The organism is Pseudoalteromonas sp. HF66, from assembly GCF_011806445.1.
GTDB lineage: Bacteria > Pseudomonadota > Gammaproteobacteria > Enterobacterales > Alteromonadaceae > Pseudoalteromonas > Pseudoalteromonas apostichopi.
The window spans coordinates 76319-96107 of record NZ_JAATOU010000015.1; the positions used below are offsets into that span (position 1 = coordinate 76319).

Below are 19789 nucleotides of genomic sequence, written 5' to 3' on the forward strand. Positions count from 1 at the left end.
CCCTAATCACATACAAAACACGTATGCTCATAGGGATAAGTCGGTTTTCCGCCTTGTCTTAGGCTAAACTACTTAGGTGAACTCTGCTTGGTGTAGTTCGCTTTGAAAGCACTCCTACACTTGCAGAACGTTTAAGAACTCATAGCTTTGTAGGTTGGGTAGAGCGCAGCGAAACCCAACAAAATTGACAGCTCAATAACCTTGATTAATCTTTAGCTGATAGCTGATAGCTGATAGCTGATAGCTGATAGCTGATAGCTGATAGTAGCGATAGAGGGAATTTTATGAAACTTGAAGATATTCGCCGTGAATATTTACAGGATGGTTTATCTGAAGACATGCTTGATGCGTCTCCAATCAAGCAGTTTGAAAAATGGCTAGAACAAGCTGTTGCAACTAACTTACCTGATCCTACGGCGATGGTGGTTGCTACGGTTGATGAACATGGCCAGCCTTCACAGCGTATCGTGCTGTTAAAGCATCTTGATGAAAATGGCTTTGTGTTTTTTACTAATACTGGCTCGCGCAAGGCGCAAGAACTTAAAGGTAATAACAAAATTTCCTTGCACTTTCCTTGGCATCATATGGAGCGACAAGTCATTGTGTATGGTGAGGCAAAACCATTACCAACAACCGCTGTGGCTAAGTACTTTTTATCGCGTCCAAAAGAAAGCCAATTAGCAGCTTGGGCATCTCAGCAAAGCCGTCCAGTGTCATCACGTAAGGTATTAATGGAAACATTTGCGAAAATGAAGCAAAAGTTTTCTGATGGTGAAATTCCATTGCCTGATTTTTGGGGGGGCTATTGCGTTGAGCCTACTAAAATTGAGTTTTGGCAAGGTGGTGCACACCGCTTACATGACCGGTTTATGTATCAACGCCATGCCGATGGCAGTTGGCTGTTTGGTCGTTTAAATCCGTAAATGCACTTCATCGATTCTCACTGCCATCTTGATTTTAGTGAGTTTGATGAGACTCGTTCAGAGCTCATCAAAGAGTGCAAGCAAGTAGGGATCGAACATTTTATTGTGCCGGGTGTGAGCTTGGCACAATCTACAGCACTTTTTTCTTTTGCTAAATCAGAGCCTAGTATCTCAGTTGCTTTAGGTCTACACCCTTATTTTTTATCTGATCACCAAGCTCATCACCTTGCTGAGTTAGAGCAGTTAGCAAAAGCCCATTTAGGAAAATTTATTGCCATCGGCGAGTGCGGGCTTGATCGTAGTATCGACAACCTCGATAAACAAACATGGCTTTTTGAAGGGCAGATAGAGCTTGCCAACCAACTCGCTTTACCACTGATTGTGCATCACAGACAAAGCCATGATTTGATTACTCGCTCATTTAAACGCTGTAAACCAAAGTATGGTGGTGTTATCCATGCCTTTTCAGGCTCTGAACAACAAGCTCAAAGTTATATAAAACAAAATTTTAAGCTCGGAGTGGGGGGCGTTATCAGTTACCCGCGTGCTGCTAAAACTCGTAAAGTTATAAGCTCAATTGAGCCACAGCATTTAGTGTTAGAAACCGACTCGCCGTCAATGCCGCTGGCAGGCTTTCAGGGGCAGGTTAATACGCCACTTAAAGTGCGCAACGTATTCGCTCATTTATGTGAGCTCAAAGGCGTGACAGGTGATGCACAGCAGCAACTCGCTGCTGAACTTTACGATTCTTGCTCTGCGCTTTTTTTGATGTAACGGTTGATTTGCCAGAGTTTTAACCCGCGACCTAGCTGCCAAGTAAAAATACAGGTGATCACTAACATTAATAACACTTGGCGACCTAAATCATGAAAACTACTGTGGCTGGTCGCAATGGAAGCCTGTGTTAAATAGGTAATTGATACAAAACCAATAGGTCTTTCATCATCACTTATCACCGGCTCAACAAATGGCGTTTTGAGTTTACTGATACCCGGCGTTGAATCTGGTAATAAACCAAATGTGTGATGACTTTGCCAATTATCGCTGGCAGCAAGTTGAATTCCTTGTTGATCGTAAATAGTTGCAGCTAATACATACTCATCTTTAGCAATGTGATCGCATAAAGCATTTAACTCGGGTTTATTTTTTTCTTGTAGTGGGGTTTTGGCATTTAGTGCCATAAACTTGGTTAAGCTTATTGCTGTGCTATCAGCACTATCGTAAAGTAATTGGTGACTTTGGAAGCTACTATTCATGGCAACCCAACTTAACAGCACAAAGCAGGCTGTAGCCAAACTCAAGCGCACAAAGCGCTGGCGATAAGTGGCTGAAAAGGGAATTTTAAGTTGGTTATTTTTCATAGTCACCGTATACGTTACTGACAGCTTTTAATTTTGATGGTACAACATGATAACTTTAACAGCCCCTTGTGTGCGAGTGCCAAATGCACGACCAAGGACAGACATAAGTCTAATGTGGAGCCACTATGTCACAGCTTAGCTTAGCTGCTACACCTTCAGCAAATTTAGCAGAACAAATCAGCCTAAATTGTTGGTATAAAATTGAAAACAAACACCTTATTACAACAGACTTTACGCCAAAAGCAAACCAAGGCGTGTTTAGTGTTGCCTTTGGTAATGAGCTTAATGCAGAGAAACTGCTTACTATTAGTGATTTTTTAGCGTCACATGGATTAAGTAATTTATCGCTTTGTTGTTATCAACCAATTACAGATATACCTGTGGCATGGAGCTTTCATAGCGATGCTACAATTTTACTGAGCCCACTCGTATTAGTTGAGTTTGCCAAACAGTTAGGTATTCAACTGGTGCAACTAACTAATCCACCGACAGTGGATGAGCCAGGCTTATTGTTGATGGATATGGACTCAACAGCTATTACTATTGAGTGTATCGACGAAATCGCGCGTCTTGCTGATGTGTATGACGAAGTTGCCGCTGTAACCGCGCAAGCTATGGCCGGGCAGCTCGACTTTGCACAAAGCTTAAAGCAGCGTGTCGCGAAGCTTGAGGGCATCGATGTAGATTTAATTGACGGCTTAAAAGCGCGTTTACCGCTTATGCCGGGCGTGAGTGAATTATGCCAATACCTAAAAGCGCATAACTGGCATTTAGCAATCGCATCAGGTGGCTTTGTGCCTTTTGCAGAGCAAGTGCAGTCACTGCTTGGTTTAGATGAGGTGCATGCCAATACTCTTGAATTCAAAGATAATCGCTTAACGGGTAAAGTCATTGGCACTATTGTTGATGCTGAAGAAAAGGCTCGTGTACTTAAACGAATCGAACAAAAGCTGACTTTAAATAATCGTCAAACAGTTGCCATGGGTGATGGTGCTAACGATTTGAAAATGATGGCTGCGGCAGGGCTTGGCGTTGCTGTGCATGGTAAACCTAAAGTAGTTGAGCAAGCACAAACTGCAATTAATGAAGGTTCATTACTGCAAGTTGCTTACTTACTCTCTCTACCGTTAGATTACTCGCTTTAACCAAGTCGCTTTGCGTTTACTCATTTCCGTGATCAGCTTTTGGTCAATATCAAAATGGGTAAGCGCTTCTTCGGTTATATCAATTAAATCACCTACACCGGCTACTGCCCACAGCGCTTCTTCTAAATCTTTTGCTTTGTGCAATGCGTACTGACTAATATATTTAAGCTCATTCGCTAAGTAATCAATATCAGGTCGACCAGTACGTGAAACATATAAACGAAACACAAATACTAAATCGTTTTTCAGCGCTTTTTTCACAAATAAAGTTTGTGGTTTGTAGTCATCTTCACTGATACAGCGACTAGTAATTGCATCGCTAATTTCGGCTTGGCGCGGATCAAAGCGTAAAAATAAAGTAAATGGTAATGGCGGATCTTGGCGACTACGATCTTTTATTAACGGGGTGATCACCTCTGTAATTTGATCCGTCGATAAGAAACCATCGATGCTGGTCGTCTCATTTAATAACGCAAAGTTTTGCAGTAACACATGTAGTGGGCTTGGATATAAACCTTGACCAATTGCGCCAGCTTTAAAGTGAGCTGCTTCTTTATGTAAATAAAACGGAAATTGGCATACACTTTTGGTCACCATGTTTCTGAGTGCGGTCGATAACCCCGGAATCTTAGGCGTTTCTTCGCAGACACGTAATTTGTCTTTGTTGTTATCGATTAAAACAGTGAAAAACTTAATTGCCATATGTGGTAGGTCACCAATCCGATGGACTTTTAAGTTTACTGTTGTCAGTGATTTACTCACAGCCATCACTTCATAGGCAAGATTCGTCAAATCATGCTTTTTGGTAATTTTTTGCAAATCAGGCAAGTTTAACTTAATGATATCGCCTTTTTTGAACTCAACTGGTTGGTCGCATTCAATTTGCAATCCCATCACTGATAAGTCTCGGGTATGCCCTGTAATAGTTTGCTCATGGTGTTCAATGCTGACAGATGTTTTGTATAAGTAGCGTTTATGAGCTCTAAGGTTTACATATTCGAGCGCCACAGGCTCTAAATGAGGGGGCGTTTTGTGCTTACTGTGACCGAAAAGCTTGAGCTGGTTTACTGCATCTTTACTGTAATCAAGTTGTTGATATGTTCGTTGTTCAAACTTTGTACCAACCGAAGTTAAAATTAGTAGATATTTAACATCTTTGATCAACCCCTGCACTCGTGGTGTAGGTGGTTTATTTAGTTTTTCGATATTTTTGCCAGCACTGCTTGGCAGTGACAATGGAATGTAAGAGTCTTCCGGATGGCTTGGCATCAACTGTAGCTTAAAGCACTGCCAGCTGTCTTTTTGGCTGCCAAACCCGAGGAATAAATCTCTTAGGTGTGGTTGGCTTTCAAGCTCAGTTTTTGTAGCGGAATAATAATAAATTTTGCCCGCAGCCGTATGCGTGAAAGTATAAAGGTATTCTTCTTTTACTGCATCAGGTGAGCTAAGTAAGTGACCCAAACGCTGCTGATTAATAATACTGTATAAACATGACAACTTACGTTCATCACAAAAATAGCGCTGAATAAAAATATTATTCTCAGTGGTTAATGCAAGGCTAGGGTAAAGTTTGTCGCCTTGTAAGCTTAAAAAAGCATAAAACGAGGTAACGCGTGGAATATAGTATTGCTCGTAGCCTTTTGAGACAACAGCATCTAGCGTATTGTCTAAATTAACTTTATAGCGGCGTTTGTTGCCGTGGATAAAGCTTTCTAAAAACTCATCAAATTTTTCATTATTCTCAATAAAGGTGCGTTTTAAGCGTACATGATTGTATTCACGAGAGACCTTTTCTACCGCAACCACTTCGTATTGAATACCGTTTTTTAAGCCCAGTTCGAAGTCTTGCTCTAGGCCAACCAGGCGTAAACCAATTAATTGACCTTTTTTAACTGAGTAACGAGGCCCCAGCTTAATTTTGGCACCGCTTAAAGAAATATCTGAGGTTGATGCAGCAACTTTGCGGTCTTTATCAAGCTCAACGGTGATTTTAATTGAATAGTTCATCCGCTCTTCGCGGCGACTCTCGTAAGATGCAAATTTAATGACCTTGGCTGGCTGCACTGCAGCTGCACTATCGTCGGTTAAAGCTTGTTCTGCAGCCTTTTTTTGCATTACTCGGTGATTATTTTCAGTGTTCATCACCGCTTCGTAAACGGCAAGCGTGTAACCACCGTGGCGTTTTATGGCATCTTCAAACACTTCAATGGCGGTATCGTCCATAAAGTGTTGCTTGCCGTCATATTCGTAAGGTTTCACTTGGCCGGTTACTTGACCACGTAAATCAATAAAGCGAGCTACAGGCTGAGATAAGCGCGACATTTCCATTTTGATCAGAAACTGCTCTGGCTTTGTTAAGCTAGCTGTCTTTGATTTAAACAGTTTATCGAACTGGGGAGTGCCTAAATGTGCCTTTAGTTCATCAACTAGGCTTTCATATTTAAGCAGAATGTCTTCAGCCATTTATAAAACCATCACCGTCTATCTAAAAAAGTAGGTATACTAGCGGGCTATTTAAAGCCAAAACAGTGTGACTACTTCTTTATTTTATTAGTTATTGTTATATGTATTCGCCAATTAAATGGCAAGCACTGTAAAGTTTTATTTGTAAGCAAAAACTGTGCCCTTAACTATTTCTTAATTAAGTGCTTAGCTAAATTAAGTACTTTTTAGGGGCAGGTTACAGCATGTTATCATTTGTGACTATAAATTGGCTCTAATTAAATCGCCTGAGTCGTATGTTTTACTTTAGCTATTATATGCTTGAAAATACAGAAATAGTCACAAATCAGCTACCAAAATAGGTAAGGCCGAATGGCAAAATCAGCAAAAATCGAATTTGTCTGCACTGAGTGCGGCATGAACTATCAGCGCTGGCAAGGACAGTGTAAGTGTGGAGCGTGGAATACGCTCGCAGAGTTTAAACCCTCAGCAGGGCAATCAAAACAAGCAGCAAGCCGCGCCGCTGTGGCAGGTTATGCCGGTGTCGTAAGCGGTGGTTCAAAGAAAATAAATGAAGTAGCCACAGCTGAGGCTGAAAAACGTCTCACTGAAATTGGTGAGCTAGATAGAGTATTAAGTGGTGGCGTAACCACAGGTTCAGTCAATATTATTTCTGGTGACCCAGGTGCAGGTAAAACCACCTTGTTGTCAGACTTGGTTGCACGTATGTCAAAGCTCATGCCGTCTTTGTACTGTACAGCCGAAGAGTCTTTATCGCAGTTTAAAAACCGTGTGAATCGCCTACGTTTAGATTACAACGAAGAAGAGTTGTATTTGCTTTCTGAAACCAGCGTTGAAGCTATTATTGAAGAGCTTGATAAAAATAAAATTAAGTTTGCGGTGATAGACTCAATTCAGGCTGTAGTAACAGAAACGGCAAATGGTAGTCCAGGTTCACCTTCACAGGTAAAAAGTGCAGCCCAAGCATTAACGCAATACTGTAAGCAAAATGATGTAACTATGTTCATCATTGCCCATGTAAACAAAAATAATGAAATTGCCGGGCCGCAAACGTTAGTACATATCGTCGATGCTTTATTACATATCGATACTAACGATGGGCAAATCAGAACGCTACGAGCTAATAAAAACCGTTTTGGTGATATCGACACTGTGGGTATTTTCAGAATGTGTGAGCGCGGAATGCTGAGTGTTGATAACCCAAGTGAAATCTTTTTATCTGGTTCTAGTACCGAGTCTCCGGGATCTGCTATTACTTGTATTCGTAAAGGTAACCGTAATTTACTTCTCGAAATCCAGTGCTTAACTACAGAAACAGAAGCTGAGTTTCCGCAGCGGGTGTGTGTTGGTTTAAACATGAACCGTATCAAGATGCTTACGGGAATTTTACGCAAACATACAAAAACAAAAATCTTTCATGACACCTTTTTTAACATTGTTGGTGGTTTAAAAATCGATGAATCAGAAACCTGTATCGATTTAGCATTAGTAACAGCGTTATTAAGCAGTTTGAACGAGTTTGTTGTGCCTCGCACAACTTGTATTATGGGCGAGCTAAGTCTTAATGGCGATGTTAGACCAATAGACAGCGGAGTACCCAGAGTTAAAGAAGCTGCCCAACACGGCTTTACTGAAATTTTTATTCCGCATCGCAATTACCATAAATCAATGGAAGGACTTGGAGCTAAGATCACGCCAGTGAAAACAGTGCATGAATTACTGTCGTTAATAAACTAAATACAATTTGATACACTGATAAAAAATTTACACCAATTAAAGGAAATATAATGAAGAAGTTAATTATTGCAGCGGTTGTTGCTGCGGCTGTCGGTGGCGTAGCTTACGCAAATTACGCAGCTACACAGGAAGTGAAAAAGGTGGTTGATAAGCAAATCAGTGCATTATCAACACAAAGCGGTGTAGATATTAAATACAGCGATATCTCAGCCAGTATTTTTGATAGTAGTATGCAGTTAACAGAAATCACTGTTTCGAACAGCCTGAGTAATGAGCAAGTTGCGACAATTGATAGTATTGATGTGTCGGGTTACGAAGTTGATGCTGTACCGCCGCACACAGGTTTTGTGATGAAAAACTTTCGTTTTAGCGATGAGTTTTTGGCACAGCTTCCTGAAAATTCAAATAACAAACTAGCATCAACAAGTTATAACGTTGACTCATCTCTTGATTACAATAAAGATTCAGGCGATAGTGATTTTGCACTTAAAGTCACTGCGAATGAGGTGGCTGATGTTAATTTTAATCTAGGCTTGGCTAAAACCACAGCACTGATGGAAGCATCTTTGGCTGTTAGCCAGATGCAAAATGAAGCAGCTGACGGTCAATTAACATTAGAGCAGCAGTTACAACAGCAATCGAAAATGATGGCAGCATTAACTCAGTTAGAACCGCGTAGCATAAATATGTCGATTGCTGACGAAGGTGAGCTTAAAGCGGTATTTGAAAGCTTTTTAACTGCACAAGGAATGACTCATGAGCAATTTAAGCAAGTCGTTACCATGCAGTTACAACAAGTGCCTGTGAGTGAAGAACTTGCAACAGCGATTAGCAATTTTGTGAGTGGTTTATCGTCTTTTTCTGTGTCTGCTAAATTACCTGAAGGTAAAACCATGATGGAGATTAATCAGCAAATTCAAATGCTGATGGGTCAACCAGAAGAGCTTGCTAAATTTATTAACTTACAAGCAAGCGGCGAATAATCTCACACCACTTGTAAACTTAGCCTTAAAGTGATGAGTGATTAAGCTTGCTCACTTTAAGGTTGTTTTTTATCTGCATCACACCTTGGCTGTGCTCTAAAAACTTTTGTGCCAAAGCTCGCTGAAACCCTGTTTCTGTAATGCCTTTTAGTTCAACAGTATCACCATCAACAATTACTTGTAGGTTTTCAATTTGAAAATTTGGATTGCTCGTTAATTTTTGCAATGCCATTTGCTGTAGACGTGGTTGTGCCGATGTGCTGGTTGTTAGTACGCTGGTATTGGCGCTTACAGTAGTTGCGCAAGCAAGTAAAAACAAACAACTTAATAAAGTAAGTGCTATGGTTAATTTGAAGCGGCTCATACAATTCCCTCGTTAATCTAGTCTGCTGTGAACTATTGCTGAACCTGTTACAATTATTATTCCAAAATTTAACTCATTGATTTTTATGTTTTTATTTTTGTGTTGAGTATGTGAGGGTAAGAAAGTGTGAACTAATTACACACTTAATAAGTAAAAAAGGTAGGGCATAAAAATGCCGAGACAAACTCGGCATTTTTATAACAGTGTCAGTAAAACTATTTTTTCTTCTTAGTTTTAGACTTGGCTTTTTTCTTTGCCTTCATTTTTTCTGGATCTTTCTTCTTTTTGGATGGGAGCTTAGCTTCTTTATGCTGTGGCTCGAGCCCTTTGATAACTCGGCGTTTGAGTTTTTGTTCGATATAACGTTCAACTTTACCAACAATTGCTACGTCATGGGCTTCAACAAATGAAATCGCGATGCCTTTTTTGCCAGCGCGAGCGGTACGACCAATACGGTGAACATATACATCTGCGGTGCGTGGCATATCAAAGTTGATAACGTGACTGATATCAGCAACATCAATACCACGTGCGGCAACATCCGTTGCAACTAATATATTATTTCGCCCAGAGTGGAAGTTCTCCATTGTCTTCATTCGTTTGTCTTGCGGCATTTCACCGCGTAACCAAGCAACACGAATGCCTTCGTTGTTTAATTCACCAATCAGTGTTTCTAGGCGCTCACGAGTTTTAACAAACACAATAGCTTTCTGAATGTCATCACCATTTAACGTTTCAACTAGCATTTTCAGCTTGTGGTTGTAGTCATCTGCAAGGTGAACCCACTGGTGAATTTTGCCTTTCTCTTTTCGTGATGATTCAGCTTCAAGTAGTGCAGGATCATTTAAGATACGCTCTGCAAATAACTCAACGCTGTCACCTTCAAGGGTGGCTGAAAATAAGAAACATTGGCGGCGGTTTCGCGCCTCATCACAAATGCGAAGCATTTCTTTACGAAAGCCCATGTCTAACATGCGGTCTGCTTCATCAAGGATCAGCACTTCAACGTTTTCGGCATGAAAGTTCTCTGTCTCGAGATACTCCATTAAGCGTCCCGGCGTCGCAATTAGAATGTCGTTATTGCTTTCGAAAATTTCTTTGTGGGTCCCGTAGTTTATACCTCCAGTCACAACGCCAATTTTAAGATGAGTTTGTGCTGCAAGTAATTCACATTGCTCATGAATTTGATACGCAAGCTCACGGGTTGGTGTCATGATCAAGACACGTGCAAAACCAGGTTCACGACGCGGGAAATCGAGCAAGTATTGAATTGCAGGGATCAAAAACGCGGCTGTTTTACCCGTACCAGTAGGGGCAGATGCCAAAATATCACGACCTTGAAGTGCTTCAGGGATCGCTTGTTGTTGAATACTGGTTGGCGTATCAAAACCCATTTTATTAATGGCATTTAACAGCTTGTTATCAATATCAAATTCAGAAAATTGCATAGAGTGACATAAATAGAGGACAATTAAGCCTAATTATACGCGTTAACGCGGCTGTGGTGAATGAAAAGGTGAAAAAATGTCAGGCTTTGTGTTTAAACAATTTACAGTAACGCAAACACGCACTGCGATGAAAGTCTCAACCGACGGTATTTTATTAGGTGCGTGGGCTAATCTGAAAAGGGCTGAACGCATCTTAGATATAGGCACTGGCACAGGACTACTGGCTTTGATGGCAAAGCAAAGATCACCTGAAGCAAATATCAGTGCCATCGAAATTGATTCTGGTGCTTGCAGTGATGCTCGAGAAAATTTCGCCAATAGCCCTTGGCCTGATATTAGTCTTTTTCAAGGTGCGGTGCAGTCGTTCAGTGCAGTAAAGCCTTTTGATGCAATCATTACCAATCCGCCGTATTTTAATGCGAGCTTAAAAGGTGATAACGATGCTCGCAATACTGCTCGCCACACAGATGGTCTTAGCTTTAGTGATTTAATTGCGGCTTGTACTCGGCTTAGCCACGGCAAAACTGTATTGAATGTAATTTTGCCTTGCGTCGAAGCGCAACAATTTATTGCTGTGGCAGAGCAAGCAGACTGGTACTTAACACGTCATTGCTTGGTACGCACTACCGAGAAAAAGCAAGCAAGTCGTAGCCTTTTGTTATTCAGCCAAAGCAAGTGTGAATGTGAAACAACGTCGTTAACGATACACGCAGCTGATGGTAGCTACAGCCAAGATTACAAAGAGCTATGTAAAGCTTATTACCTAAAAATGTAATTATACCTGTGGTTTTTGCATGGAAGGTGGCTGTAATTGCATAACCTCATCAAGTTGAATTTGCTGAACATACTCAAGCTTTAATAAGGCATCTAACACCGACTTACTGTGTGATTTTTCTATTTCAGCGCTGCAAAAATCAATAATATTAAAGCGGCGTTTGATCAACAGGCCTTTGATTTCTGGTAAAGGTTTTGTGGTTTCGATAAGAACGCGGGTAGTTGGGCAGGGATCGGCATAGCCTGAGCGCATTAACTTATTTAAATTGAATAAGTTATCGTCAAGCCGACCCAGTTCAAGAGCGGCTTTAGCGCTATCAGGGATAAACAATGGCTCAGCAAAGCGATTTATTATTATATCTCCTGCTGCGTTAATTTTGGTAACCTGATTACTGTCATAACTGACAATATCACCGGTAAGTAATGTAAATTGACTCATTGTGTTCCCTCGCAATGTGTTGTCTATTTCTGAAAATAGCAAAATGGTGTGTTTTACTAAGTCCTGATATAGTGCCAAAGTCTTAAGTTTTATACGAGTTTTTTATGATCCGTTTATCAATTGTTTTATTTGCCTTATTATTTTCTAAGCTGTGCTTTGCTGCTTTGACACCCGTGGGTCTTTGGAAAACCATTGACGAAGAAACCAATGAAGCGAAATCTTTAGTGCGTATTAGTGAGCAAGATGGCGTGCTGATTGGCAGTGTAGAAAAAATACTTAACCCAGCCAAGCAAGATGCAATATGCGAAAAGTGTAAAGGTGATAAGAAAAATCAGCCTATTCTTGGGTTACAAATTATTGAAGGTGCTAAAGATGCTGGGGATGGTAGCTGGCAAGATGGTGAAATTCTGGACCCAAACAATGGTAAAACTTATACCCTAAAATTGACTCCAAAAGAACAGGGTAAGGTACTTGAAGTGCGCGGCTATATTGCTTTTTTCTACCGTAATCAATATTGGCAACGTGTTGAATAAAAATTAAAAAACCAAGCAATGCTTGGCTTTTTATAAATAACAGGATGTTACAAGCTTTCGCTGTATTCAGTCATTACTTGCTCAACCCAGGTTGCAATACGGTCATCGCTCAGCTCGTATTGGCTGTCTTCATCAAGGGCTAAGCCTACAAACTGTTTACCATCTTCTGTGAGCGCTTTTGAGGCTTCGAATTCATAACTTGTATCGTTAGGCCATTTACCGAGCAAGGTAATACTCTGCTCACAAATCTCATCGTGTAACATGCCAAGTGCATCTTGGAACCATTGACCATAACCTTGTTGATCACCCATTCCAAACAGAGCCACGGTTTTGCCGTTTAAGTTAACATCTTTAATGTCGTCCCAGATTGATTCCCAATCTTCTTGCAGCTCACCAAAGTCCCAAGTTGAGATGCCGAAGATAACGAAATCAAATTGCTCTGCATTTTTTAATGGCTCATCTTTGATATTGTGAAGGCTCACTATGTCGTGGCCAATAATATCGCGAATTTTCTCTGCCGCTATTTCTGTATAGCAGGTTGTAGAACCATAAAATAAACCAATCTGCATCGTATTTATCACTGTGTATTTGCCTGATATGATAGGCCTAAGTTTACCGTAAGGTATAATCAATTGATACCTTGATAAGGATGAGAGTACGCGTGGCTGATAATAATTCACAAGCCCAAAAAGGTGTAATGACAGCAAATAACGCCGAACATTTAGAGTTATTTTTAGATACTCTGTATCTTGAGCAAGGCGTCAGCGAAAATACATTGGCAGCCTATCGCAGTGACCTTGAAAAGTTTTGCCAATTTATAAAAGATAAAGACCTTCTTGCCGTTAGCTCAGATGATATCGAAGCGTATTTAGCTTACCGCGTCGATCTAGGACTGAAGTCGCGCAGCACCGCACGTAGCATTAGTGCACTGAAACGTTTCTATCAGTATTTTGTGCGCGAAAAAGTGATTGCAGATTCACCCATGGTAAACATTGCTCAACCAAAAGCTGGGCAATCATTACCGAAAACCCTATCCGAAGCCGAAGTAGAAGCATTGCTTGCAGCCCCAGACATAGAAGACCCTATGGGACTTCGCGATAAAGCCATGCTTGAGCTTTTATATGCTACAGGGCTTCGTGTTACTGAGCTGGTGGGGCTCAGAATGGAGCAAATTAATTTGCGCCAAGCTGTGGTTTTTGTAAAAGGTAAGGGTAATAAGGAGCGCTTAGTTCCCTTGGGTGAAGAAGCAATGTATTGGCTTGAGCAATTCTTAAAAGTGGGCCGTTCGCAAATGATAAAGCATGCCACTGACTTTGTGTTCCCATCTAAGCGTGGGATTGGTATGACGCGACAAACTTTTTGGCATCGCATCAAACACTATGCTATTTTGGCATCAGTTGAATCGCCGTTATCACCGCATACGCTCAGACACGCGTTTGCAACGCATTTGCTTAATCATGGGGCGGACCTTAGAGTCGTGCAAATGATGTTAGGTCACAGTGACTTATCAACAACACAAATTTATACCCATGTAGCGAATGAAAGATTGAAGTCGGTACACGAGCAACATCATCCACGAGCTTAGTGCAAGATTTTTAAAGATGTACCGGTCTATATAAAAAATGATCAGGATATAGGATATTTATGAAAAAGTTAGTTTTAGCCACAGCACTACTAGGCACAAGCTTAAATGTGTTTGCCAATGGCGTATCAACAACAGACGCTGCTGATGCTCCAATTATTGCTAAGTTTGCCGAATTAGGCGTAACCGTTAAGCAAATCAATCCAAGCCCAGTGGCAGGCCTTAAAGAACTAATTACTGACAAAGGCGTGCTGTATGCAAGCCCTGACGGTCAATTTCTTATGCAAGGAACATTGATTGACCTTAATAACCGAGTTAACCTAACAGAGCATGCACTGAGCGATGTACGTAAAGAAGGTATAGCTGAATACGAAGATTCGATGATCGTTTACAAAGCGAAAAACGAAAAGCATTCAATCACGGTGTTTACTGATATTAGCTGTGGTTATTGCCGTAAGTTACACCGTGAACTTGATGATTTTTTAGAAGCGGGTATCACAGTTAAATACCTTGCTTTCCCACGTGGTGGTTTACGTGGTAAAGGGTATCAAGATTTAATGAATGTATGGTGTGCTAAAGATCCAGCTGAAGCTTTAACAGAAGCAAAAGCGGGTGCAGAAGTAGCAGCGGTGCCTGGTTGCCACGCACCAATTGCAGAGCATTACCAACTTGGTCAAAGTTTTGGTATGTCGGGGACACCAGCAATTATTTTAGAAGATGGCACGATGATCCCAGGTTATCAATCAGCTGCGCAAATCAGCCAAGCACTTGATGCTTTACCAAAAACATCTTCATAACTGTTTTTTAAACGAAAAGGCCTATTTGTTGTAGGCCTTTTTACTTGCCTTTGCTTAAGAAGTACCGTTTCCGACATGGAAAAAATAATTCAAGCTCGTCCACGTGTTGATGATTCACACTTACCGCACCATTTACACCCTGTTATCAAGCAGATTTACGCGACTCGACAGGTGCAAAATGCTACTGAACTCGATAATAGCGCTGCGACATTACATGACTTTAAGCTGTTTAAAGACATCGACAAAGCTGTTGCGTTATTGCAAGAAGCAATTGCCGCACAAAGCCGCGTTTTAATTGTAGGAGACTTTGATGCTGACGGTGCAACCAGCACTGCAACTTTGATGCAAGGTCTTGCTATGTTTGGCTTAAAGAATCTTGATTATTTAGTACCAGACAGATTCAGCCTAGGTTATGGTCTAAGCCCTGCACTTGCAGAGCAAATCGTTTCTATGCAGCCTGAGCTTGTGATCACCGTTGATAACGGTATTTCATGTATTGATGGTATTGCTATAGTAAAGAAAGCTGGTATTAAAGTGCTGGTGACTGATCATCACTTGCAAGGTGAATCCCTGCCAGATGCTGATGCCATTGTGAATCCGAATCGTCATGACTGTCAGTTTCCATCGAAGTCGATAGCAGGCGTTGGGGTCGCTTTTTATTTGCTTATTGCTTTACGAAGCCACTTACGTGAGCAAGGGTATTTTCAGCATCAGCCAATGCCAAATTTGGCTGAGTTACTTGATATTGTAGCCCTTGGTACCGTTGCCGATGTGGTCGCTCTTGATGCCAATAACCGTACCTTAGTTCATCAAGGTTTAGCACGCATTCGCAGTGGTAAAACACGGCCCGGAATTAGTGCACTTATTGAAGTGGCAAATCGCAATGCAGGGCGTTTAAGTGCCAGTGACTTTGGTTTTTCATTAGCGCCACGCTTAAATGCTGCAGGGCGTTTAGATGATATGAGTTTAGGTATAGCCTGTTTGTTATCTAGCGATATAAATCAAGCACGCCGTATTGCCAGTGAGCTCGACAGCCTTAATCACGAGCGCCGTGAAATAGAGCAGGGCATGCAAACTGAAGCACAAGCCGTGCTTGACCGTTTAGCCTTCAAAACCGAGTCCGTGCCTGATGCCATTTGTCTATACCAAGCTGATTGGCATCAAGGTGTAATTGGTATTTTGGCTGGTCGTTTAAAAGAAAAGTATCACCGTCCTACGATTATTTTTGCAGCTGGCGATAACGGCGAAATAAAAGGTTCTTGTCGTTCCATTGAAGGGCTGCATATGCGTGATTTGCTAGAGCGAGTAAATACTCTCTATCCGCATTTGATCAGTAAATTTGGTGGTCATGCTATGGCGGCGGGGCTGAGTATCAATGAACACTGTTTTAATGAGTTTAAAACAGTGTTTGAGCAAATGGTGACAGATACTCTTACTGAAGAGCATAAGCAAAGCATCTTACTTACCGATGGTGAGCTGCCAAATGATTGCTTTTCGATGGAGTTTGCCAATCAACTAAAAAATGCAGGTCCTTGGGGGCAGCAATTTCCTGAGCCAGTGTTCGAACATGTATTCGAAGTAATACAGCAGCGAATTGTTGGCGAAAAACACCTAAAACTGGTTTTAAAACATCAGTCTGGGCGGTTAGTTGATGGGATTGCATTTGGCGTTGATGTGCGTGCATGGCCAGATACCGAAGTGCGTTATGTAAAAGCAGCTTACCAACTCGATATAAATGAATTCCGTGGTAAATTTACCTTACAGTTGATTATTCGAGAGCTACAAAAAGCGACATAAAAATATCGTTATAATCGACATAAAAGGCTAATAAAACGCTCGGTTTTTTGTTAAAATCGGGCGTTTTTAATATTTGTAGATAATTTACCGTAATTATCGTCGATATCGGTGCACGGTAAATCAGCCATTTTGGAGTAATGTACATGTTTGAAGTGAATCCTGTGATTAATCAAATCAAGGAAATTCGCGAACGTACTGAACTGCTTCGGGGGTACCTTTGACTACCCTCTTAAGAAAGAGCGGTTAGAAGAAGTTAACGCAGAACTTGAAGATTCAGCCGTGTGGAATGAGCCAGAACGAGCTCAAGCCCTTGGCCGTGAAAAGTCGGCACTCGAAGCTATCGTAGAGACCATTGATAATCTAGTGGCAGGTACCGAAGATGTTGAAGGTTTAGTAGAGCTTGCAGTTGAAGCTGAAGATGAAGAAACCTTTGCTGAAGCAGAAGCTGAATTGGGCGATTTAAACGCACAACTTGAAAAGCTAGAGTTCCGTCGAATGTTCTCAGGCGATCATGACCAAAACGATGCTTACCTTGATTTGCAATCAGGTTCTGGCGGTACTGAAGCTCAAGACTGGTGTAACATGCTGTTGCGTATGTACTTACGCTGGGGTGAAGCAAAAGGCTTTAAAGTTGAGCTAGTTGAAGCAACTGACGGTGATGTGGCTGGTATTAAGGGTGCAACAGTGCGCTTTGTTGGCGAATATGCATACGGTTGGCTGCGAACAGAAACAGGTGTTCACCGTCTAGTACGTAAGAGCCCATTTGACTCGAGTGGTCGTCGCCATACTTCGTTTGCATCAGCATTCGTATATCCAGAAATCGACGATAATATCGAAATTGATATTAATCCGGCTGACTTACGTATTGACGTTTACCGCGCATCAGGTGCCGGTGGTCAGCACGTAAATACGACAGAATCTGCGGTTCGTATTACTCACATACCAACCAATACTGTTGTACAGTGCCAAAATGAGCGTTCACAGCATAAGAATAAAGACCAAGCAATGAAACAGCTAAAAGCGAAGTTGTTTGAACTTGAAATTCAAAAGCAGAATGCAGAGAAGCAAAGTCAAGAAGATGCCAAATCTGACATTGGCTGGGGTAGTCAAATACGTTCATACGTACTTGATGACTCTCGCATTAAAGATTTGCGTACAGGTGTTGAAAACCGTAACACTCAAGCAGTTCTTGACGGCGACTTAGATAAATTTATTGAAGCCAGCCTTAAATCTGGCCTATAACCACCAAGCTAAAAAAGAGCTAAAAAATGACTGATCAAATCCAAGACGAAAATAAGTTAATCGCTGAGCGTCGTGGCAAATTAGACGCAATCCGCGAAAATTGCCCAGCCAACGGTCATCCAAACCAATTCCGTCGTGAACATTACACGGCTGATTTGCAAGCTGAGTTTGGTGATAAATCGAAAGAAGAATTAGTTGCTGAACAACACGTTGTATCAGTTGCTGGTCGTATCCTTGCTAAACGTGGTCCTTTCCTAGCATTACAAGATATGAAAGGCCAAATTCAAGCGTACGCGTCAAAAGATGTACAAAAAGAATTAAAAGCTAAATACGGTCAACTAGATATTGGTGACATCATCGGTGTTAAAGGCGCACTAAATAAGTCTGGTAAAGGTGACCTATACGTAGAAATGACTGAGTACGAGTTACTGACTAAGTCATTACGTCCGTTACCTGAAAAGTTCCACGGTTTATCTGACCAAGAAACAAAGTACCGTCAACGTTATGTTGATTTAATTACTAATGATGCGACACGTGAAACGTTCCGTATTCGTTCAAAAGTTGTTGAAGGTATTCGTCGTTTCTTAGCTGAGCGTGATTTCATGGAAGTTGAAACGCCGATGCTACAAGTGATCCCAGGTGGTGCGTCTGCACGTCCATTCGTAACACACCATAATGCACTTGATATCGATATGTATTTACGAATCGCACCTGAGCTTTACCTAAAACGTTTAGTCGTTGGTGGTTTTGAGCGTGTATTCGAAATTAACCGTAACTTCCGTAACGAAGGTTTATCTACACGTCATAACCCAGAATTCACGATGATCGAATTCTACCAGGCTTACGCTGATTACATTGACCTGATGAACATTACTGAAGACATGTTACGTACTGTTGCTACAGACGTACTTGGTTCACCAATTGTTGTAAACACAACTAAAGATGAAAACGGTGAAGTGGTTGATTCGGTAGAGTACGATTTTGGTCAGCCTTTTGCTCGTCTAACTATGAGCGAAGCTATTCTTAAGTACAACCCTGACTTCGATGCAGCGGTATTTAATGACCCAGAAAATCATTTTGAAGAACTTAAAGCATATGCGAAGCAAGTACACGTTAAGATCCCTGAAAACTGTGTATGGGGCCCTGGTAAGTTCTTATGTGAAATCTTCGAAGAGACTGCTGAGCATAAGTTAATTCAACCTACTTTCATTACCGCTTACCCGTGGGAAGTGTCACCACTTGCACGTCGTAACGATGAAAACCCATTTGTGACTGACCGTTTCGAATTCTTCGTTGGTGGCCGCGAGTTAGCGAATGGTTTCTCTGAGCTTAATGATGCACAAGACCAAGCTGAGCGCTTTACGCGTCAAGTTGAAGAGAAAGATGCGGGTGATGATGAAGCAATGCACTTCGATGAAGACTACATCCGCGCATTAGAGTATGGTTTACCTCCAACAGCGGGTGAGGGTATTGGTATCGACCGTCTGGTGATGTTATTTACAGACTCACCAACGATTAAAGACGTGATCCTATTCCCACACATGCGTCCTCAAGCTGACTAATCAGCTAAAAGTCTTTAAAAACGCCGCTTTTTAGCGGCGTTTTTTTATCAGAAATTTCTGATTTTTATTACTCACAAATTTACTACTAAATTGTAATTAGCTGATCTAAAAAGAAATACCGAATTAGCCTTCAAATAAAGTTACTAGATTGTAAATTTTTTATACAAACCTAAAGTTGGATAGTGTTTTTTTTAGCCAAGATATGACATCATTGCGCCATATTCGTTCAACGCATAAATGGACTTAATTCTAATGACAAAAAAGCCTTCGCAGTTGCCAACAGATACAAATAAAAACGAGCATCAACGTGAAGATTTTTATCGTGCTTGTATAGCTGAATTTCAACAATTAGGTTACCAAGATCAATACCTCGCTGAATTAACCGATGAGCTGATCCCATTGACGGGTCTTGAGCCGTTGAGTGATAAAGAAAAAGTGGCGAAAGGATAAACAAAAATAAGTTGTTTTAGCTCGTTATGGACAATCTATAACCATCTATACGATTTTCCTTGAAAAGTGTTTGACATATTTCCTGAAATCTTTATTATACGCCCCACAAGACGGAGAGGTGGCCGAGTGGCCGAAGGCGCTCCCCTGCTAAGGGAGTATAGGGTTTGTAGCTCTATCGAGGGTTCGAAT

General features: G+C 41.2%; 19 protein-coding genes. 13 read left to right on the plus strand and 6 right to left on the minus strand.

Annotation, left to right across the window (positions count from 1 at the left end):
- The first annotated feature begins 284 nt into the window (after nt 1–284).
- Together pdxH and HCZ11_RS14775 are read left to right on the plus strand one after the other, a co-directional pair.
- On the plus strand, nt 285–923 hold the full coding sequence (pdxH, locus tag HCZ11_RS14770) for a pyridoxamine 5'-phosphate oxidase (RefSeq protein WP_130050777.1): 639 nt from the start codon (nt 285–287) through the stop codon (nt 921–923).
- Nucleotides 924–1697, plus strand: a complete 774-nt coding sequence (locus tag HCZ11_RS14775) for a TatD family hydrolase (protein ID WP_167658773.1) — start codon at nt 924–926, stop codon at nt 1695–1697.
- Here the strand turns inward: HCZ11_RS14775 and HCZ11_RS14780 are convergent.
- Nucleotides 1664–2284, minus strand: a complete 621-nt coding sequence (locus tag HCZ11_RS14780; RefSeq protein ID WP_167658774.1) for an AhpA/YtjB family protein — start codon at nt 2282–2284, stop codon at nt 1664–1666. The genes HCZ11_RS14775 and HCZ11_RS14780 overlap by 34 nt on opposite strands.
- 125 nt (nt 2285–2409) lie before the next feature.
- On the opposite strand from HCZ11_RS14780, the gene serB reads away from it, so the two are divergent.
- Nucleotides 2410–3429: a phosphoserine phosphatase SerB gene (gene serB, locus HCZ11_RS14785; protein ID WP_130050780.1), complete on the plus strand. Its 1020-nt coding sequence runs from the start codon at nt 2410–2412 to the stop codon at nt 3427–3429.
- On the opposite strand, the gene HCZ11_RS14790 is transcribed toward serB, so the two are convergent.
- Nucleotides 3412–5892, minus strand: coding sequence for a PilZ domain-containing protein (locus tag HCZ11_RS14790; RefSeq protein ID WP_167658775.1), 2481 nt, complete (start codon nt 5890–5892; stop codon nt 3412–3414). The genes serB and HCZ11_RS14790 overlap by 18 nt on opposite strands.
- A gap of 351 nt (nt 5893–6243) precedes the next feature.
- Here HCZ11_RS14790 and radA point away from each other — a divergent pair, with 351 nt between their 5' ends.
- Both radA and HCZ11_RS14800 read left to right on the plus strand, forming a co-directional pair.
- The gene (radA, locus tag HCZ11_RS14795; RefSeq protein WP_167658776.1) at nt 6244–7629 is read left to right on the plus strand and encodes a DNA repair protein RadA; all 1386 of its coding nucleotides are present in this window, start codon (nt 6244–6246) and stop codon (nt 7627–7629) included.
- 50 nt (nt 7630–7679) lie between these two features.
- On the plus strand, nt 7680–8612 hold the full coding sequence (locus HCZ11_RS14800; RefSeq protein ID WP_130050783.1) for a hypothetical protein: 933 nt from the start codon (nt 7680–7682) through the stop codon (nt 8610–8612).
- Between the two features lie 25 nt (nt 8613–8637).
- Here the strand turns inward: HCZ11_RS14800 and HCZ11_RS14805 are convergent, their stop codons facing one another.
- Both HCZ11_RS14805 and srmB read right to left on the minus strand, forming a co-directional pair.
- Nucleotides 8638–8976 (minus strand): BON domain-containing protein, encoded by a 339-nt coding sequence (locus HCZ11_RS14805; RefSeq protein WP_130050784.1) that lies wholly within the window; start codon nt 8974–8976, stop codon nt 8638–8640.
- A gap of 215 nt (nt 8977–9191) precedes the next feature.
- The gene (gene srmB / locus HCZ11_RS14810; RefSeq protein ID WP_130050785.1) at nt 9192–10424 is read right to left on the minus strand and encodes an ATP-dependent RNA helicase SrmB; all 1233 of its coding nucleotides are present in this window, start codon (nt 10422–10424) and stop codon (nt 9192–9194) included.
- A 76-nt stretch (nt 10425–10500) separates the two neighbouring features.
- Here srmB and HCZ11_RS14815 point away from each other — a divergent pair, with 76 nt between their 5' ends.
- On the plus strand, nt 10501–11199 hold the full coding sequence (locus HCZ11_RS14815) for a tRNA1(Val) (adenine(37)-N6)-methyltransferase (RefSeq protein WP_167658777.1): 699 nt from the start codon (nt 10501–10503) through the stop codon (nt 11197–11199).
- Here the strand turns inward: HCZ11_RS14815 and HCZ11_RS14820 are convergent, their stop codons facing one another.
- A complete protein-coding gene (locus HCZ11_RS14820; RefSeq protein ID WP_167658778.1) occupies nt 11200–11637 on the minus strand; it encodes a hypothetical protein in 438 nt (145 codons plus the stop codon).
- A 104-nt stretch (nt 11638–11741) separates the two neighbouring features.
- Here HCZ11_RS14820 and HCZ11_RS14825 point away from each other — a divergent pair, with 104 nt between their 5' ends.
- Nucleotides 11742–12170: a DUF2147 domain-containing protein gene (locus tag HCZ11_RS14825; RefSeq protein ID WP_130050788.1), complete on the plus strand. Its 429-nt coding sequence runs from the start codon at nt 11742–11744 to the stop codon at nt 12168–12170.
- 47 nt (nt 12171–12217) lie between these two features.
- Here the strand turns inward: HCZ11_RS14825 and fldB are convergent, their stop codons facing one another.
- Nucleotides 12218–12739 carry a flavodoxin FldB gene (fldB, locus tag HCZ11_RS14830; protein WP_167658779.1) on the minus strand — a complete coding sequence of 174 codons (522 nt, stop codon included), beginning with the start codon at nt 12737–12739 and terminating at the stop codon, nt 12218–12220.
- Nucleotides 12740–12819: 80 nt separating this feature from the next.
- Here fldB and xerD point away from each other — a divergent pair, with 80 nt between their 5' ends.
- The 6 genes from xerD to HCZ11_RS14860 all read left to right on the plus strand — a co-directional run bounded on the left by xerD (nt 12820) and on the right by HCZ11_RS14860 (nt 19600).
- Complete coding sequence (xerD, locus tag HCZ11_RS14835; protein ID WP_130050790.1) at nt 12820–13755, plus strand: site-specific tyrosine recombinase XerD; 936 nt, start codon at nt 12820–12822, stop codon at nt 13753–13755.
- Nucleotides 13756–13814: 59 nt separating this feature from the next.
- A complete protein-coding gene (gene dsbC / locus HCZ11_RS14840; RefSeq protein ID WP_130050791.1) occupies nt 13815–14549 on the plus strand; it encodes a bifunctional protein-disulfide isomerase/oxidoreductase DsbC in 735 nt (244 codons plus the stop codon).
- Nucleotides 14550–14624: 75 nt separating this feature from the next.
- Nucleotides 14625–16346, plus strand: coding sequence for a single-stranded-DNA-specific exonuclease RecJ (recJ, locus tag HCZ11_RS14845; protein ID WP_130050792.1), 1722 nt, complete (start codon nt 14625–14627; stop codon nt 16344–16346).
- Between the two features lie 143 nt (nt 16347–16489).
- A protein-coding gene (prfB, locus tag HCZ11_RS14850; protein WP_130050793.1) for a peptide chain release factor 2 occupies nt 16490–17588 on the plus strand; the annotation gives its coding sequence in 2 pieces (ribosomal slippage) (nt 16490–16564 and nt 16566–17588; 1098 coding nt in all).
- Between the two features lie 26 nt (nt 17589–17614).
- On the plus strand, nt 17615–19150 hold the full coding sequence (lysS, locus tag HCZ11_RS14855) for a lysine--tRNA ligase (RefSeq protein ID WP_130050794.1): 1536 nt from the start codon (nt 17615–17617) through the stop codon (nt 19148–19150).
- 252 nt (nt 19151–19402) lie between these two features.
- Complete coding sequence (locus tag HCZ11_RS14860; protein WP_130050795.1) at nt 19403–19600, plus strand: hypothetical protein; 198 nt, start codon at nt 19403–19405, stop codon at nt 19598–19600.
- Nucleotides 19601–19789 lie beyond the last annotated feature (189 nt).

Excerpts from the sequence above, each read along its gene's own strand:
- pdxH (WP_130050777.1), top strand. The coding sequence starts at position 285 with ATGAAACTTGAAGATATTCGCCGTGAATATTTACAGGATGGTTTATCT.
- HCZ11_RS14775 (WP_167658773.1), top strand. The coding sequence starts at position 924 with ATGCACTTCATCGATTCTCACTGCCATCTTGATTTTAGTGAGTTTGAT.
- HCZ11_RS14780 (WP_167658774.1), bottom strand. The coding sequence starts at position 2,284 with ATGAAAAATAACCAACTTAAAATTCCCTTTTCAGCCACTTATCGCCAG.
- serB (WP_130050780.1), top strand. The coding sequence starts at position 2,410 with ATGTCACAGCTTAGCTTAGCTGCTACACCTTCAGCAAATTTAGCAGAA.
- HCZ11_RS14790 (WP_167658775.1), bottom strand. The coding sequence starts at position 5,892 with ATGGCTGAAGACATTCTGCTTAAATATGAAAGCCTAGTTGATGAACTA.
- radA (WP_167658776.1), top strand. The coding sequence starts at position 6,244 with ATGGCAAAATCAGCAAAAATCGAATTTGTCTGCACTGAGTGCGGCATG.
- HCZ11_RS14800 (WP_130050783.1), top strand. The coding sequence starts at position 7,680 with ATGAAGAAGTTAATTATTGCAGCGGTTGTTGCTGCGGCTGTCGGTGGC.
- HCZ11_RS14805 (WP_130050784.1), bottom strand. The coding sequence starts at position 8,976 with ATGAGCCGCTTCAAATTAACCATAGCACTTACTTTATTAAGTTGTTTG.
- srmB (WP_130050785.1), bottom strand. The coding sequence starts at position 10,424 with ATGCAATTTTCTGAATTTGATATTGATAACAAGCTGTTAAATGCCATT.
- HCZ11_RS14815 (WP_167658777.1), top strand. The coding sequence starts at position 10,501 with ATGTCAGGCTTTGTGTTTAAACAATTTACAGTAACGCAAACACGCACT.
- HCZ11_RS14820 (WP_167658778.1), bottom strand. The coding sequence starts at position 11,637 with ATGAGTCAATTTACATTACTTACCGGTGATATTGTCAGTTATGACAGT.
- HCZ11_RS14825 (WP_130050788.1), top strand. The coding sequence starts at position 11,742 with ATGATCCGTTTATCAATTGTTTTATTTGCCTTATTATTTTCTAAGCTG.
- fldB (WP_167658779.1), bottom strand. The coding sequence starts at position 12,739 with ATGCAGATTGGTTTATTTTATGGTTCTACAACCTGCTATACAGAAATA.
- xerD (WP_130050790.1), top strand. The coding sequence starts at position 12,820 with ATGAGAGTACGCGTGGCTGATAATAATTCACAAGCCCAAAAAGGTGTA.
- dsbC (WP_130050791.1), top strand. The coding sequence starts at position 13,815 with ATGAAAAAGTTAGTTTTAGCCACAGCACTACTAGGCACAAGCTTAAAT.
- recJ (WP_130050792.1), top strand. The coding sequence starts at position 14,625 with ATGGAAAAAATAATTCAAGCTCGTCCACGTGTTGATGATTCACACTTA.
- lysS (WP_130050794.1), top strand. The coding sequence starts at position 17,615 with ATGACTGATCAAATCCAAGACGAAAATAAGTTAATCGCTGAGCGTCGT.
- HCZ11_RS14860 (WP_130050795.1), top strand. The coding sequence starts at position 19,403 with ATGACAAAAAAGCCTTCGCAGTTGCCAACAGATACAAATAAAAACGAG.